Origin of the sequence: Brachybacterium paraconglomeratum, assembly GCF_039541415.1 — a bacterium.
Taxonomy (GTDB): domain Bacteria; phylum Actinomycetota; class Actinomycetes; order Actinomycetales; family Dermabacteraceae; genus Brachybacterium; species Brachybacterium paraconglomeratum_A.
Window position 1 is genome coordinate 390,351 of the sequence record NZ_BAABGE010000004.1, and the last position, 15,852, is coordinate 406,202.

General features: G+C 66.1%; 8 protein-coding genes. 7 read left to right on the forward strand and 1 reads right to left on the reverse strand.

Annotation, left to right across the window (positions count from 1 at the left end; all coding sequences use genetic code 11):
• Positions 1-493: 493 nt before the first annotated feature.
• The 7 genes from rpoB to tuf all read left to right on the forward strand — a co-directional run bounded on the left by rpoB (position 494) and on the right by tuf (position 14,603).
• Positions 494-3,982: a DNA-directed RNA polymerase subunit beta gene (gene rpoB, locus ABD893_RS06275; protein ID WP_345076981.1), complete on the forward strand. Its 3,489-nt coding sequence runs from the start codon at positions 494-496 to the stop codon at positions 3,980-3,982.
• Between the two features lie 114 nt (positions 3,983-4,096).
• A complete protein-coding gene (locus ABD893_RS06280) occupies positions 4,097-7,981 on the forward strand; it encodes a DNA-directed RNA polymerase subunit beta' (protein WP_345076984.1) in 3,885 nt (1,294 codons plus the stop codon).
• Between the two features lie 474 nt (positions 7,982-8,455).
• The gene (locus ABD893_RS06285; protein WP_345076987.1) at positions 8,456-9,706 is read left to right on the forward strand and encodes a resuscitation-promoting factor; all 1,251 of its coding nucleotides are present in this window, start codon (positions 8,456-8,458) and stop codon (positions 9,704-9,706) included.
• Between the two features lie 495 nt (positions 9,707-10,201).
• Complete coding sequence (rpsL, locus tag ABD893_RS06290; protein WP_345076990.1) at positions 10,202-10,576, forward strand: 30S ribosomal protein S12; 375 nt, start codon at positions 10,202-10,204, stop codon at positions 10,574-10,576.
• Complete coding sequence (gene rpsG / locus ABD893_RS06295; RefSeq protein WP_345076993.1) at positions 10,576-11,046, forward strand: 30S ribosomal protein S7; 471 nt, start codon at positions 10,576-10,578, stop codon at positions 11,044-11,046. The genes rpsL and rpsG overlap by 1 nt, the downstream gene beginning before the upstream one ends.
• 90 nt (positions 11,047-11,136) lie before the next feature.
• The gene (fusA, locus tag ABD893_RS06300) at positions 11,137-13,284 is read left to right on the forward strand and encodes an elongation factor G (RefSeq protein ID WP_345076996.1); all 2,148 of its coding nucleotides are present in this window, start codon (positions 11,137-11,139) and stop codon (positions 13,282-13,284) included.
• A 131-nt stretch (positions 13,285-13,415) separates the two neighbouring features.
• The gene (gene tuf / locus ABD893_RS06305) at positions 13,416-14,603 is read left to right on the forward strand and encodes an elongation factor Tu (protein ID WP_345076999.1); all 1,188 of its coding nucleotides are present in this window, start codon (positions 13,416-13,418) and stop codon (positions 14,601-14,603) included.
• Positions 14,604-14,897: 294 nt separating this feature from the next.
• Here tuf and ABD893_RS06310 read toward each other — a convergent pair whose 3' ends face one another.
• A complete protein-coding gene (locus ABD893_RS06310) occupies positions 14,898-15,827 on the reverse strand; it encodes a YflT domain-containing protein (RefSeq protein WP_345077002.1) in 930 nt (309 codons plus the stop codon).
• Between the last annotated feature and the right edge of the window lie 25 nt (positions 15,828-15,852).

A 15,852-nucleotide genomic window follows, 5' to 3' on the forward strand; every position in this document is an offset into this window, starting at 1 on the left:
GCCGTCGGTGCGGCCCCGGCTGTCGTCGCGAGTCGCTGCCGCAGGTCGGTGCGCAGCGGCACCAGCGGGTGCAGGGTTGCCGACATCGCGGCGTGGGCCCGGAGGCGCCGAGCGTCCCAAAGCAGCCCTGACGTGCCCCGACACTCCGAGCCGGACTCTGCCTGCTTGACTCTGAAGAGATTTCCGTTCATGCTTTTTCCCGTACGGAGCTGTTCCTGCTGCACGTGCCCGGTGTGTTGACGCCGCCGGGCCGGTCGAGAGAGACGGGCAGGAAGCACCGACAGAACCTCTGCGCCAGGCATATAGCGGCCGACGTGGATGGACCGGTCGCGTCGCGGCACTTGTGTCCATCCGCGAATTTCTGTATGCTCGGTCCTTGCGCTGCGCGTCGCCCGTCGGTTCTGCCGCTCTGTTCACCACATTGTCTGCTCCACCGCCTGACGGGCGTTCGCCGCGCCTGGGATTCCGTCATCGGCCTGTGGAAGGACCCCCCTTGGCTGCCTCGAGCACCGATCGCACCACTGACATAGCACTTCGTACCGCCTCACCTCGCGTTACTTTCGCGAAGCTCGGCGACCCGATCGAGGTACCGGATCTGCTGAGTCTGCAGACCACCTCGTTCGACTGGTTGCTCGGCAACAACCGCTGGCAGGAGCGTGCCCAGGAGGCCGCTGCTGATGGTCGGGAGGACGTCCCGCAGACCTCAGGTCTCGCGGACATCCTCGAGGAGATCTCTCCGATCGAGGACTTCGCCGGCAATATGTCGCTGTCCTTCCGCGACCACACCTTCGACGACCCGAAGTACACGGTCGACGAATGCAAGGACAAGGACCTCACCTACGCTGCTCCGCTGTACGTCATCGCGGAGTTCATGAACAACGAGACCGGCGAGATCAAGACCCAGACGGTCTTCATGGGCGAGTTCCCGCTCATGACCCCCAAGGGCACCTTCATCATCAACGGCACCGAGCGTGTCGTCGTCTCGCAGCTGGTCCGCTCCCCGGGCGTGTACTTCGAGGAGTCCATCGACAAGACCAGCGACAAGCACATCTTCTCCGCGAAGATGATCCCGTCGCGCGGCGCCTGGCTCGAGTTCGAGATCGACAAGCGTGATCAGGTCGGTGTCCGCATCGACCGCAAGCGCAAGCAGTCCGTCACGACGCTGCTCCAGGCCCTGGGCCTGTCTCACTCGGACATCCTCGAGGAGTTCGGCGAGTTCGAGTCGATGCGCTCCACCCTGGAGAAGGACCGCATCGCCTCTCAGGACGAGGCGCTCATCGACATCTACCGCAAGCAGCGTCCGGGCGAGCCGCCCACACGTGATGCGGGCGAGGCGATGCTGAACAACCTCTACTTCAACAACAAGCGCTACGACCTCGCGAAGGTCGGCCGCTACAAGATCGACAAGAAGCTCGGCCTCAACGGCAGCCTCTCCGAGTCGACCCTGCGTCTGCAGGACATCGTCTCCACGATCAAGTACATCGTTGCCCTGCACGACGGAGTCAACGAGTACACCAGCACCGATGACAAGCCGGTGCGCGTCGAGACCGACGACATCGACCACTTCGGCAACCGTCGCATCCGCGCGGTGGGCGAGCTGATCCAGAACCAGGTCCGCACCGGCCTGTCCCGCATGGAGCGCGTCGTCCGCGAGCGCATGACCACGCAGGACGTCGAGGCGATCACGCCGCTGACCCTGATCAACATCCGTCCGGTCACCGCCGCGATCAAGGAGTTCTTCGGAACCTCCCAGCTCTCGCAGTTCATGGACCAGAACAACCCGCTGTCGGGTCTGACGCACAAGCGTCGCCTCTCGGCCCTGGGCCCGGGTGGTCTCTCCCGTGACCGTGCCGGCATGGAGGTCCGTGACGTCCACCCGTCGCACTACGGACGTATGTGCCCGATCGAGACTCCTGAGGGCCCGAACATCGGCCTGATCGGCTCGCTCGCGACCTTCGCCCGGATCAACCCCTTCGGCTTCATCGAAACTCCGTACCGCAAGGTCGCCGAGGGTCACGTCACCGACGAGGTCGTGTACCTCACCGCGGACGACGAGGATCGCCACATCATCGCCCAGGCCAACGCCAAGATCGATGAGAAGGGCCGCTTCCTCAACGAAGAGGTCCTGGTGCGCCTCCCCGGTGGCGAACCCGATCTGGTCGCCGTCGCAGACGTGGACTACATGGACGTCTCCGCCCGGCAGATGGTCTCCGTCGCCACGGCGATGATCCCCTTCCTCGAGCACGATGACGCCAACCGCGCGCTCATGGGCTCGAACATGCAGCGCCAGGCTGTGCCGCTGCTCCGTTCCGAGATGCCGCTGGTCGGCACCGGCATGGAGCGTCGAGCCGCGGTTGACGCCGGTGACGTGATCACCGCGCAGAAGGGCGGTGTCATCGAGGAGCTCTCCGCCGACCTGGTCGTCGTGATGGCTGATGATGGCACCCGCCAGACCTACCCGATCGGGAAGTTCCAGCGCTCCAACGCCGGTAACTCCTACAACCAGCGGGTGCTCTTCGACGAGGGTGACCGCGTCGAGGCAGGCTCGATCCTGGCTGATGGTCCCTCGACCGATCAGGGTGAGCTCGCGATCGGCAAGAACCTCCTGGTCGCCTTCATGTCCTGGGAGGGGCACAACTACGAGGACGGCATCATCCTGTCCTCGCGGATGGTTCAGGACGACGTCCTCACCTCGATCCACATCGAGGAGCACGAGGTCGACGCCCGCGACACCAAGCTGGGCAAGGAAGAGATCACCCGGGACATCCCGAACGTCGGCGACGACGTGCTGGCTGATCTCGACGAGCGCGGCATCATCCGCATCGGCGCCGAGGTCGAGCCGGGCGACATCCTGGTCGGCAAGGTCACCCCCAAGGGCGAGACCGAGCTGACCCCGGAGGAGCGCCTGCTGCGCGCGATCTTCGGCGAGAAGGCCCGCGAGGTGCGCGATACCTCGCTGCGCGTTCCCCACGGCCAGTCGGGCACCATCATCGGCGTGCAGGTCTTCAACGAAGACCAGGACGGGGATGTCCTCCCCACCGGTGTCAACGAGATGGTCCGCATCTACGTGGCCCAGAAGCGCAAGATCACCGACGGTGACAAGCTCGCCGGCCGTCACGGCAACAAGGGCGTCATCGCGAAGATCCTGCCGGTCGAGGACATGCCGTTCCTGGAGGATGGCACCCCGGTCGACATCATCCTGAACCCGATGGGCGTGCCCGGCCGAATGAACATCGGCCAGGTCATGGAGACCCACCTCGGCTGGGTCGCCAAGTCCGGCTGGGACCTGGATCCCACGGATGCCGCCGCCGCTGATCTGCCCGAGTCCGCTCTGCACGGCGAGCCCGGGACCCCGGTCGCGGTTCCCGTGTTCGACGGCCTCACCGCCGACGAGGTCACCGGCCTGATCGCCAATCACCGCCCCAACCGGGACGGCGAGCGGATGGTCAAGGAGGACGGCAAGGCGCGCATGTTCGACGGTCGCTCCGGCGAGCCGTTCCCGGCGCCGGTCTCCGTGGGCTACATGTACATGCTCAAGCTCCACCACCTGGTGGACGACAAGCTGCACGCACGCTCCACGGGCCCGTACTCGATGATCACGCAGCAGCCGCTGGGCGGTAAGGCCCAGTTCGGCGGCCAGCGCTTCGGCGAGATGGAGGTCTGGGCCCTCGAGGCCTATGGCGCCGCCTACGCCCTGCAGGAGCTGCTGACCATCAAGTCCGATGACATCGCCGGCCGCGTCAAGGTCTACGAGGCGATCGTCAAGGGCGAGAACATCCCCGAGCCCGGCATCCCGGAATCCTTCCGCGTGCTCCTCAAGGAGATGCAGTCCCTCTGCCTGAACGTCGAGGTGCTGTCCAGCGACGGCACCGCCCAGGACGTCAAGGAGAGCGACGAGGAGGTCTTCCGCGCTGCGGAGGAGCTCGGCATCGACCTGTCCCGCCGGCCCCACGAGGGCGTCGGCTCCATCGAAGAGGTCTGAGGGAATCGGGCTCAGGCCCGTGCGGGAGCGGCGTGACGCCGCTCCCGCCCCCTGAGCCCCGCCCTCGACCCCGTTCCCTCAGACACCACTCTTCCGATCGAGAGAAGGACACCTGTGATCGACGTCAATACCTTCGACGAGCTGCGCATCGGTCTTGCGACCCCTGAAGACATCCGCGGCTGGTCCCACGGCGAGGTCAAGAAGCCGGAGACCATCAACTACCGCACCCTGAAGCCCGAGATGGACGGCCTCTTCTGCGAGCGCATCTTCGGCCCCACCCGGGACTGGGAGTGCTACTGCGGCAAGTACAAGCGCGTGCGCTTCAAGGGCATCATCTGTGAGCGCTGCGGCGTGGAGGTCACCAAGTCCTCCGTGCGCCGTGAGCGCATGGGCCACGTGGAGCTCGCTGCTCCCGTCACGCACATCTGGTACTTCAAGGGCGTGCCCAGCCGCCTGGGCTACCTGCTGGACCTCGCGCCGAAGGATCTCGAGAAGATCATCTACTTCGCCGCGTACATGATCACGGCAGTGGACGATCAGGCACGTCACGACGACATGCCGGATCTCCAGGCCCGCTTCGATCTCGAGGTCAAGGAGCTCGAGAACGAGCGCGACGCCGCGATCAACAACCGTGCGCTCTCCGCCGAGAAGGATCTCGCCCAGCTCGAAGAGGAGGGTGCCAAGGCCGACGCGAAGCGCAAGGTCCGCGACTCCGGCGAGCGTGAGCAGGCCCAGATCCGCAAGAAGTACGACGCGGAGATCGACCGCATCACTCGCATCTGGGAGCGCTTCAAGACCCTCAAGGTCGCTGACCTCGAAGGCGATGAGCAGCTCTACCGTGCGATGAAGCTGCGCTACGGCACCTACTTCGAGGGTGGCATGGGCGCCGAGGCGATCCAGCGTCGTCTGGCCGATTTCGACCTCGAGGCCGAGTCCGTGCTGCTGCGCGAGATCATCGCCACCGGCAAGGGGCAGAAGAAGGCCCGCGCGCTCAAGCGCCTCAAGGTGGTCTCCGCGTTCCTCACCACCACCAACTCGCCTGTGGGCATGGTCCTGGACGCTGTCCCGGTCATCCCGCCGGACCTGCGTCCGATGGTGCAGCTGGACGGTGGCCGCTTCGCGACCTCCGATCTCAACGACCTGTACCGTCGCGTGATCAACCGCAACAACCGCCTCAAGCGGCTGCTTGATCTCGGTGCCCCCGAGATCATCGTGAACAACGAGAAGCGCATGCTGCAGGAGTCGGTCGACTCGCTGTTCGACAACGGTCGTCGCGGCCGCCCGGTCACCGGACCGGGCAACCGCCCGCTGAAGTCGCTCTCGGACATGCTCAAGGGCAAGCAGGGTCGTTTCCGTCAGAACCTGCTCGGCAAGCGCGTGGACTACTCCGCCCGCTCCGTCATCGTCAACGGCCCGCAGCTGAATCTGCACCAGTGCGGCCTGCCCAAGGGCATGGCCCTCGAGCTCTTCAAGCCTTTCGTGATGAAGCGCCTGGTCGAGCTCAGCCACGCCCAGAACGTCAAGGCCGCCAAGCGGATGGTCGAGCGTGCTCGGCCCGAGGTGTGGGACGTGCTCGAAGAGGTCATCACCGAGCATCCGGTGCTGCTGAACCGTGCACCGACCCTGCACCGTCTGGGCATCCAGGCGTTCGAGCCGCAGCTGGTGGAGGGCAAGGCCATCCACCTGCACCCGCTCGTCTGCGCCGCGTTCAACGCGGACTTCGACGGCGACCAGATGGCTGTGCACCTGCCGCTGTCCGCCGAGGCGCAGGCTGAGGCCCGCATCCTGATGCTGTCCAGCAACAACATCCTCAAGCCGTCCGACGGTCGCCCCGTGACCATGCCCGCACAGGACATGATCATCGGTCTCTACCACCTCACCACGGTGCGCGAGGACGTCCCCGGCATCGGTCGCAAGTTCTCGTCCGAGGCAGAGGCGATCATGGCCTACGACCGCGGCGAGCTGGACCTCAACGCCTTGGTGGACATCCGCTTCACGGACATCGTCCCGCCGAGCGACTGGGTGGCTCCCGAGGGCTGGACCGAGGGTGACCCGATCATCCTCACCACCACCCTGGGCGCCGTTCACTTCAACGAGACGCTGCCCGAGGGCTTCCCCTTCGTGCAGGGCCAGGTCGGCAAGAAGCGTCTGGGCGGCATCGTCAACGCTCTCGCTGAGCGCTATGACAAGGGTCAGGTCGCCGCATCGCTCGATGCGCTGAAGGCTTACGGCTTCACCTGGTCGACCCGCTCGGGTGCGTCCTTCGCGCTCTCCGACGTGGTCACCCCGCCCAACAAGCCGGAGATCATCGCGAAGTACGAGGCCAAGGCCGCGCAGGTCCAGGAGAACCGAGACCTCGGTCTCGTCTCCGAGGTCGAGCGCAATGCCGAGCTGATCGACATCTGGACCGAGGCGACCAATGAGGTCGACGAGGCGATGCGTGAGAACTTCGAATCGACCAACGCGATCTACCGGATGGTGCACTCGGGTGCCCGAGGCAACTGGATGCAGGTGCGCCAGATCGCCGGTATGCGTGGTCTGGTGACGAACCCGAAGGGCGAGATCATCGCGCGTCCGATCCTCTCCAACTACAAGGAGGGGCTCTCGGTCCTGGAGTACTTCATCGCCTCGCACGGCTCCCGCAAGGGCCTGGCGGATACCGCGCTGAAGACCGCACAGTCGGGTTACCTGACCCGTCGTCTGGTCGACGTCTCGCAGGATGTCATCATCCGCGAGGACAACTGCGGGACCACCAAGGGCCTGGTGCTTCCGATCGCGGTCGAGGAGGCCGGCGAACTCCGGCCCCACGAGCACGCGGAATCCACCGTGTACGGGCGTGTCCTGGCCACTGCGGCACTCGGCGCCGATGGCACCGAGGCGGCTCCGGCCGGCACCGAGCTGGGCGATGTGCTCATCGAGCAGCTCGTCGAGGCAGGTGTGCGCGAGGTCAAGATCCGCTCCGTGCTGACCTGTGACTCCGCGGTGGGCACCTGTGTCCAGTGCTACGGCAAGTCGCTCGCGACCGGCCAGCTGGTCGACATCGGCGAGGCCGTCGGCATCGTCGCGGCTCAGTCCATCGGCGAGCCCGGCACCCAGCTGACCATGCGTACCTTCCACTCCGGTGGTGTGGCCAGCGCCGAAGGCGACATCACGCACGGTCTGCCGCGTGTGCAGGAGCTCTTCGAGGCCCGTACCCCGGCCGGCTTCGCGCCGATCTCCGAGTTCTCGGGTCGGGCAGAGGTCGAGGAGAACGACAAGCAGCGCCGGATCACGGTCACTCCGGACGATGGTTCGGAGCCGGTGGCCTACACCGTCTCCAAGCGCGTCTCCCTCCTGATCGCAGATGGCGACCACATCGAGGTCGGCCAGAAGCTCACGCTGGGCTCGGTGGACCCGAAGCAGGTCCTGCGGATCCTCGGCCCCCGGGCCGTGCAGCAGCACCTGGTCGACGAGGTGCAGAAGGTCTACATCAGCCAGGGCGTGGACATCCACGCCAAGCACATCGAGGTCATCGTGCGCCAGATGCTCCGTCGCGTGACGGTCATCGAGTCCGGTGACACCGGTCTGCTGCCCGGCGACTTCGCCGAGCGGGTCAAGTTCGAGACGGAGAACCGACGGGTCCTGTCCGAGGGCGGTCAGCCGGCTTCGGGTCGTCCCGAGCTGATGGGCATCACGAAGGCTTCGCTGGCGACCGAGTCGTGGCTCTCGGCGGCCTCCTTCCAGGAGACCACCCGCGTGCTCACCGAAGCCGCCCTGAACCGCAAGAGCGACAAGCTCATGGGGCTCAAGGAGAACGTCATCATCGGCAAGCTCATCCCGGCGGGCACTGGCCTGTCGCGATTCCGCCACATCGCGGTCGAGCCCACCGATGAGGCCAAGGCACAGATGTACCAGGTGCCCGGCTACGACGAGCTGGACTTCTCCGGCTTCGGCCAGACCGGTGCCGTCAACCTCGACGACATCGACTACGCCGACCCGTTCCGCACTGATTTCCGGTGATCCGGTGATCCTGCGCTGAGCGCGGGAGCTCGCCCGCCGCGAAGGCGGCGGACGAGCGACCACACGCCGCGGGGCGGCTCCACTTCGGTGGAGCCGCCCCGCGGCGTTTCTGCTCCCGATCCGCGGCGAAGCAGCATGCGCACAGACGTTCCGGGGGAGTGCAGATTGCTCGGCCGATGTGCGCCCCGTCGCGTTCCGGGCCGGGCTGAGGCGCTTCAGCGTGACCTGGCAGACCCCGAGGTTCACGAGAGGGTAAAGAGCTATGGGGTGCTTCCTCAAACTCTCGCCAGTCCCCTTACGCAACGGGGCGAATCGGGAAACCATGGCATCTGGCGGTTCCCACGCAAGCTTTCCTGCCGCGCCCCTGACAGGCGGCGCGCGCGTGCCGGAGCTGCAGGCCTCGCACCGCGAGGCCCGGAGCTCAGGGAACGACACGAATACGCCGCGCGAATGCGGCAGGAAACAGGTGGACCAGTGAAGAAGACCCCGTGGATCATCGGAGCCGCGACCGTGTGCGTCGTCGCGATCGGCGGCGGAGGCACTGCCTTCGCCATGTCGAACGAGGCGCAGCTCAGCGTGTACGGCGAGGAATCCTCGGTGCGCACCTTCTCGCAGCCCACCGTCGGAGACCTGCTCTCCGCCCAGGGCATCGAGGTCAAGGACACCGACCTGGTGGTGCCGGGCCTGGAGGAGGCCGTCACCGACGGCATGGCGATCCAGGTCGTCCAGCGCACACCGGTCACCGTCACGGTCGATGGCGTGGAGTCGGAACTGCTCACCACCGGCGATACCGTCGCCGACGCTCTTGAGGAGACCGAGTACAAGGCGGAGGGTGCACGTGTCACCCCGGAGCCCACCTCCTCGCTCGCCGCCGCGAACGGCGAGGTCGAGGTCGTCACCAGCAAGACCGTCACCTTCGTCGGCCAGAAGGGCCAGGACACCTTCGAGGTGACCGCTCTGACCGTGGGCGAGGCGATGGAGAAGGTGCTCGGCGACATCGAGGACACCGACACCGCCGACGTCCCCCGCGACACCGTGCTCGAGGACGACGCGACCCACACGGTCCAGCGCGTCCGTGAGGGCGAGCGCACCGAGAGCGTGGAGATCCCGTTCGAGACGAAGACCGTCGAGGACGACTCGCTGCTCGAGGGCAAGACCAAGACCACCACCGAGGGCAAGGCCGGCACCACCGAGAAGGTCTTCGCGGAGAAGACCGTCGACGGCGAGGTCACCGAGTCCGAGCTTCTCTCCGAGAAGGTCGTGACCGAGCCGGTCACCGAGGTCGTCGCCAAGGGCACCAAGCCGGCGCCGAAGCCGGAGCCCGTGCAGGAGGAGAAGTCCTCGTCGTCCGAGAAGTCCTCGTCCAAGAAGTCCTCCAGCGAGAAGCGCGAGACGGGCAGCAAGTCCAACCGCAGCTCTGAGCGCAGCTCCTCCGAGTCCTCCGGCAACACCGGTGCCTCGGCGCCGGCTGCTCCGTCGGGCTCCGTGTGGGACCGCATCGCTCAGTGCGAGTCCGGTGGCAACTGGTCCATCAACACCGGGAACGGCTACTACGGCGGTCTCCAGTTCAGCGGACAGACGTGGAAGGCCTTCGGCGGCGGCAAGTACGCCTCCACCGCCAACCAGGCCACCCGCGGTCAGCAGATCGACATCGCCAAGAAGGTTCAGGCCGCGCAGGGCTGGGGCGCATGGCCCTCCTGCACCTCCCAGCTCGGCATTCGCTGATCTCGAGTCAGTCCCATTGCCACGAGCGCGTCGCACCTCTGCGGCGCGCTCGTCGCGTTCCCGTACCCCGTCGATTCATCTCGAGGCAAGCTGGCGGTCATGTGGCGTCATGTGATCTGTGTCGGAACCTCCGAGAAGCTTTGACCGCATCCCACGCATCTCAGTAGACTGCGTATGCGTCCGGAGTGCCCTCTGGTCGTGACCCGGGACTGACCCGCTGGCCCTTCGGGGCTGCGGGGGGTGTCCCCCGCGAGGAGCGGATCCTCGCGGTGTGCCCGAATGTGGGAAGGGTGGCCATGCCCGGCCTCCTGCCCGTGGGCACCGATCACGGTCCTCCTGGACGCCCGGCAGGTGCCATCACCTGTCGGGCGGGCCGATCCGCGAAGCCTCCCGGGCTATGGGGGCTGCGGATATCGGGTCGCCGACCGCGTGAGCGGTCGAAGATGTTGATCCTTCGGTGCCAACAGCTCCGAGGGCTGACAAGGAAGAGAAACTGTGCCCACGATTCAGCAGTTGGTGCGCAAGGGGCGGGACGGTCGTTCGTCCTCCTCCAAGACGCCCGCGCTCCAGGGTTCGCCCCAGCGCCGCGGTGTCTGCACCCGCGTCTACACCCAGACCCCCAAGAAGCCGAACTCCGCGCTGCGCAAGATCGCGCGCGTGCGTCTGTCGACCGGCATCGAGGTCAGCGCGTACATCCCCGGTGAGGGCCACAACCTCCAGGAGCACTCGATCGTGCTCGTGCGCGGCGGTCGTGTGAAGGACCTCCCCGGTGTGCGTTACAAGATCGTTCGCGGCGCGCTGGACACCCAGTCCGTCAAGGGCCGCCAGCAGGCGCGCTCCCTCTACGGCGCCAAGAAGGAGAAGAAGTAATGCCTCGTAAGGGCCCCGCTCCCAAGCGCCCGTTGGCCGTCGACCCCGTCTTCGGGTCGCCGATCGTCACGCAGCTCATCAACAAGATCCTCCTGGACGGCAAGAAGACCGTCGCCGAGGGCATCGTCTACGGTGCCCTCGAGGGTGCACGTGAGAAGAACAGCCAGGATCCGGTCGTCACCCTGAAGAAGGCGCTGGACAACATCCGGCCTTCCCTCGAGGTCCGCTCCCGCCGAGTCGGCGGCGCGACCTACCAGGTGCCGATCGAGGTCAAGCCCGGTCGTTCCACCACGCTGGCTCTGCGCTGGCTGGTCAGCTACTCCCGCGCCCGTCGTGAGAACACCATGACCGAGCGTCTGATGAACGAGATCCTCGACGCCTCCAACGGCCTCGGTGCAGCTGTCAAGCGCCGCGAGGACACCCACAAGATGGCCGAGTCCAACCGCGCCTTCGCTCACTACCGCTGGTGAGTCCACGGTGGGGTTCGCCCATCCGGGCGGACCCCACCGACTGTCCTTCGGCAGCTCCACCAGCATCCGTTCTCCAGAAAGGCACAGCCCGTGGCACTTGAAGTGCTCAGCGACCTGAACAAGGTCCGCAATATCGGCATCATGGCTCACATCGATGCTGGCAAGACCACCACGACCGAGCGCATCCTCTTCTACACCGGCGTGAACTACAAGATGGGCGAGACCCACGACGGCGCCGGGACGATGGACTGGATGGAGCAGGAGAAGGAGCGCGGCATCACGATCACGTCCGCCGCGACGACCTGCTACTGGCACGACAGCCAGATCAACATCATCGACACCCCCGGCCACGTCGACTTCACCGTCGAGGTGGAGCGTTCGCTGCGCGTGCTCGACGGCGCTGTCGCAGTGTTCGACGGCAAGGAGGGCGTGGAGCCCCAGTCGGAGACCGTCTGGCGCCAGGCCGACAAGTACGACGTGCCCCGCATCTGCTTCGTCAACAAGATGGACAAGCTGGGCGCCGACTTCTTCTTCACCATCAAGACCATCGTGGACCGCCTCGGCGCGAAGCCGCTGGTCATGCAGATCCCGATCGGATCGGAGCACGAGTTCACCGGCATCGTCGACCTCGTCGAGATGAAGGCCTACGACTGGCCCGAGACCCTCGAAGAGGACATGCCGGCGATCAACTCGAAGAAGGGTGATCCCTCGCTCGGCCAGTGGCAGCGTGAGATCCCGATCCCCGCTGAGCTGCAGGACACGGTCGACGAGTACCGCGCCAAGCTGGTCGAGGACGTCGCCGAGAGCTCCGAGGAGCTCATGGAGAAGTACCTCGAGGACACCGACCTCACGATCGACGAGCTCAAGGCCGGCATCCGGTCCATGACCGTCAACTCCGAGGCCTACCCGGTCTTCTGCGGCACCGCATTCAAGAACAAGGGCGTCCAGCTCATGCTCGACGGTGTCGTCGACTACCTCCCCTCCCCGCTCGACGTGCCCCCGATGGTGGGACACAAGCCGGGCGACGAGGAGACCGAGATCGTCCGCAAGCCCGAGTGGGACGAGCCCTTCTCGGCGCTCGCCTTCAAGGTCGCCGCGCACCCCTTCTTCGGTTCGCTGACCTACGTGCGCGTCTACTCCGGTCAGGTGAAGCAGGGCGATCAGATCCTGAACACCACGACCGGCAAGAAGGAGCGCGTCGGCAAGCTCTTCCAGATGCACTCCAACAAGGAGAACCCGGTGGAGGAGGCCTTCGCAGGCCACATCTACGCGTTCATCGGCCTCAAGGACACCACGACGGGCGACACGCTCGCCGATCCGGCGAACCCGGTTCAGCTGGAGTCCATGAGCTTCCCGGAGCCGGTCATCTCGGTCGCCATCGAGCCGAAGACCAAGAGCGACCAGGAGAAGCTGGGTGTCGCCATCCAGAAGCTCGCCAAGGAGGACCCGACCTTCCAGGTCGAACAGGACGAGGAAACCGGCCAGACCGTCATCAAGGGCATGGGCGAGCTGCACCTCGACATCCTCGTGGACCGTATGCGTCGCGAGTTCAACGTCGAGGCCAACATCGGCAAGCCGCAGGTGGCCTACCGCGAGACGATCAAGCGGACGGTGGAGAAGTTCGACTTCACCCACAAGAAGCAGACCGGTGGCTCCGGCCAGTTCGCGAAGATCCAGGTGACCTTCTCGCCGCTGACCGATGCCGAAGATGGCGTGTTCTACGAGTTCGAGAACAAGGTCACCGGCGGCCGCATCCCGCGCGAGTACATCCCGAGCGTGGACGCGGGCATCCAGAGCGCCCTGGTCTCCGGCATCCTGGCCGGCTACCCGGTCGTGAACGTCCGGGCCGCGCTGCTCGACGGCGCGTACCACGACGTCGACTCCTCGGAGATGGCGTTCAAGATCGCCGGCTCCATGGCAGCCAAGGAGGCCCTGCGCAAGGCGCAGCCGGTCCTCCTCGAGCCCCTCATGGACGTCGAGGTCCGTACTCCTGAGGAGTACATGGGAGATGTCATCGGCGATCTGAACTCCAGGCGAGGTCAGATCCAGTCGATGGAGGACGCGAGCGGAGTCAAGATCGTCCGTGCTCTCGTCCCGCTGTCGGAGATGTTCGGCTACGTCGGCGACCTGAGGTCCAAGACCCAGGGTCGCGCGATGTACACCATGCAGTTCGACAGCTACTCGGAGGTCCCGTCCAGCATTGCGGACGAGATCATCGCTAAGACCCGGGGCGAGTGAGGAGTCGGGGGAAGCAGGTAGGCTCCTTCTCCTGCTTCCCCCACCGCTCCCTTCGGAGCTCCGCCTCGCCGAGGCGGGATCCGATCCCGATCCAGAAGTACCACGATTAGAAGTCCTAGGAGGACACCATCATGGCGAAGGCCAAGTTCGAGCGGACCAAGCCGCACGTCAACATCGGCACCATCGGTCACGTCGACCACGGCAAGACCACGCTGAGCGCTGCGATCTCGAAGGTTCTGTACGACAAGTTCCCCGAGCTCAACGAGAAGCGTGACTTCGACACGATCGATAACGCGCCGGAAGAGAAGCAGCGCGGCATCACGATCAACGTCTCGCACATCGAGTACGAGACCGACAAGCGTCACTACGCGCACGTCGACGCCCCCGGGCACGCCGACTACGTGAAGAACATGATCACCGGTGCTGCTCAGATGGACGGCGCGATCCTCGTGGTCGCCGCCACCGACGGCCCGATGGCTCAGACCCGTGAGCACGTCCTGCTCGCCAAGCAGGTCGGCGTTCCCTACCTGCTCGCCGCTCTCAACAAGTCCGACATGGTCGACGACGAGGAAATCCTCGAGCTCGTCGAGATGGAGGTCCGCGAGATGCTGGGCGCTCAGGGCTTCGACGAGGACGCGCCGGTCATCCAGGTCTCCGCTCTCAAGGCTCTTGAGGGCGAAGAGAAGTGGGTCAAGGCCATCGAAGAGCTCATGGACGCAGTGGACTCGTCCATTCCGGACCCGGTCCGCGACATGGATCAGCCCTTCCTGATGCCGATCGAGGACGTCTTCACGATCCAGGGTCGTGGCACCGTCGTCACCGGCAAGGTCGACCGCGGCAAGCTCGCGATCAACTCCGAGGTCGAGATCCTCGGCATCCGCGATCCGCAGAAGACGATCGTCACCGGTATCGAGATGTTCCACAAGCAGATGGACGAAGCATGGGCCGGCGAGAACTGCGGTCTGCTGCTGCGTGGCACCAAGCGTGAGGACGTCGAGCGCGGCCAGGTCGTGGCCAAGCCCGGCACCATCACCCCTCACACGAACTTCGAGGCTCAGGTCTACATCCTGTCCAAGGACGAGGGCGGGCGTCACAACCCGTTCTACTCGAACTACCGCCCGCAGTTCTACTTCCGTACCACGGACGTCACCGGCGTCATCACGCTGCCCGAGGGCACCGAGATGGTCATGCCCGGCGACAACACCGAGATGACGGTCGAGCTGATCCAGCCGATCGCCATGGAGGAGGGCCTCGGCTTCGCTATCCGTGAGGGTGGCCGCACCGTGGGCTCAGGCCGCGTCACCAAGATCACCAAGTGATCGCCGCGGGGGAGACCCCGCAGCCGTGAGGCATTCGCTCGGCGAGTGCTGAGCAACGAGGACCCCGCACCGGGACACCGGTGCGGGGTCCTTCGTCGTGCCCGTACGGCCCCGCGTGCTGGCGGTGGGCGGTATGAGCCGTGCGGTGCATGCCGCGAGGATGCGGCGGGCAGCGGTGCCATCGGGGAGAGGGTCGGCTCTGGGGCGAAGCTGGGCCGGCCCCCGGGCAGAGGAAGGCCCCCGCACCCGCATGGACACCATGCTGGTGCGGGGGCCTTCCCCGAGCCATACCGGTCAGCGCGGAGCGTCGCCGCCCTGGCCGCCCTCCTGCGGGCGCGCGGTCTGCTCCCCGCTGCCCGGACGACTGTCTGAGGCAGCCGACTGCGGTCCCTCGTCGGAACCAGCCGTCGGGCCGGGTGCCCCGAAGCGACCCGAGGCGGCGGTGGCCTGCGGGGTCGACGGCGAGGATGACTGCTCGTGCAGGGGCGTACCGGCCGGCTTCCCGAAGCTCGGGCGGTGGCTGGGAGCCACGCCCTGAGCGGGCGATGCTCCCGAAGCGGGCTGTCCGTAGCTGGGTCGAGCAGGTGCGCCAGGTGCGTGCGAGCCGGGCTGCGCAGTGTGCGCTCCGAACTGCTGGCCACCGCTGGACGTGGCGCCGGTGTGGGGGAGCGGGGAGTGCCCGTGCGTCGGCGTGATCACCGGGGCGGGGCCGTCGGTGGGGACGGGGCCCGCCCCGGAGTCAGCAAGGATCTGGCGTGCCTGCGCGGCATGCTTGTGCTCGACCAGCAGCTCGTACTGCATCGGGATGGTCGAGGTCATCGACGTGAAGTCGCGCTTGCCGCCGGTCATCGCGTATCCGATCACGGACCAGACGGTGAAGAACACCATGCCCATCAGCACGCTGGTCACCACGATCATGATGCTGCCCGGGTTCAGCAGCATCAGGAGGAGACCCAGGAACAGGCCCATCCACAGACCCGACAGCACGCCCTGCCCGATCACCCGGGGCCAGGACTTGCGGCCCGTGACGCGCTCCATCAGCTTCAGATCTGTGCCCACGATCAGTGTGCTCTGCACCGGGAACTGGTGGTCCGCGAGCGTGTCGACCACGGACTGCACTTCCTGGTAGGTGCTGTACACACCGAGGGAGCGCGGGTACTCGAGGTGATAGAGGCGCGCCGTCAGCGGAGAGGCGGACTGTCGGGACTGCAGGGGCTGGCTCATGGGGACACCGTAGATCAGTCATGGG

Coding starts and splice junctions, on each gene's coding strand:
- ABD893_RS06310 (WP_345077002.1), bottom strand. CDS start 15,827: ATGAGCCAGCCCCTGCAGTCCCGACAGTCCGCCTCTCCGCTGACGGCG.
- rpsG (WP_345076993.1), top strand. CDS start 10,576: ATGCCTCGTAAGGGCCCCGCTCCCAAGCGCCCGTTGGCCGTCGACCCC.
- tuf (WP_345076999.1), top strand. CDS start 13,416: ATGGCGAAGGCCAAGTTCGAGCGGACCAAGCCGCACGTCAACATCGGC.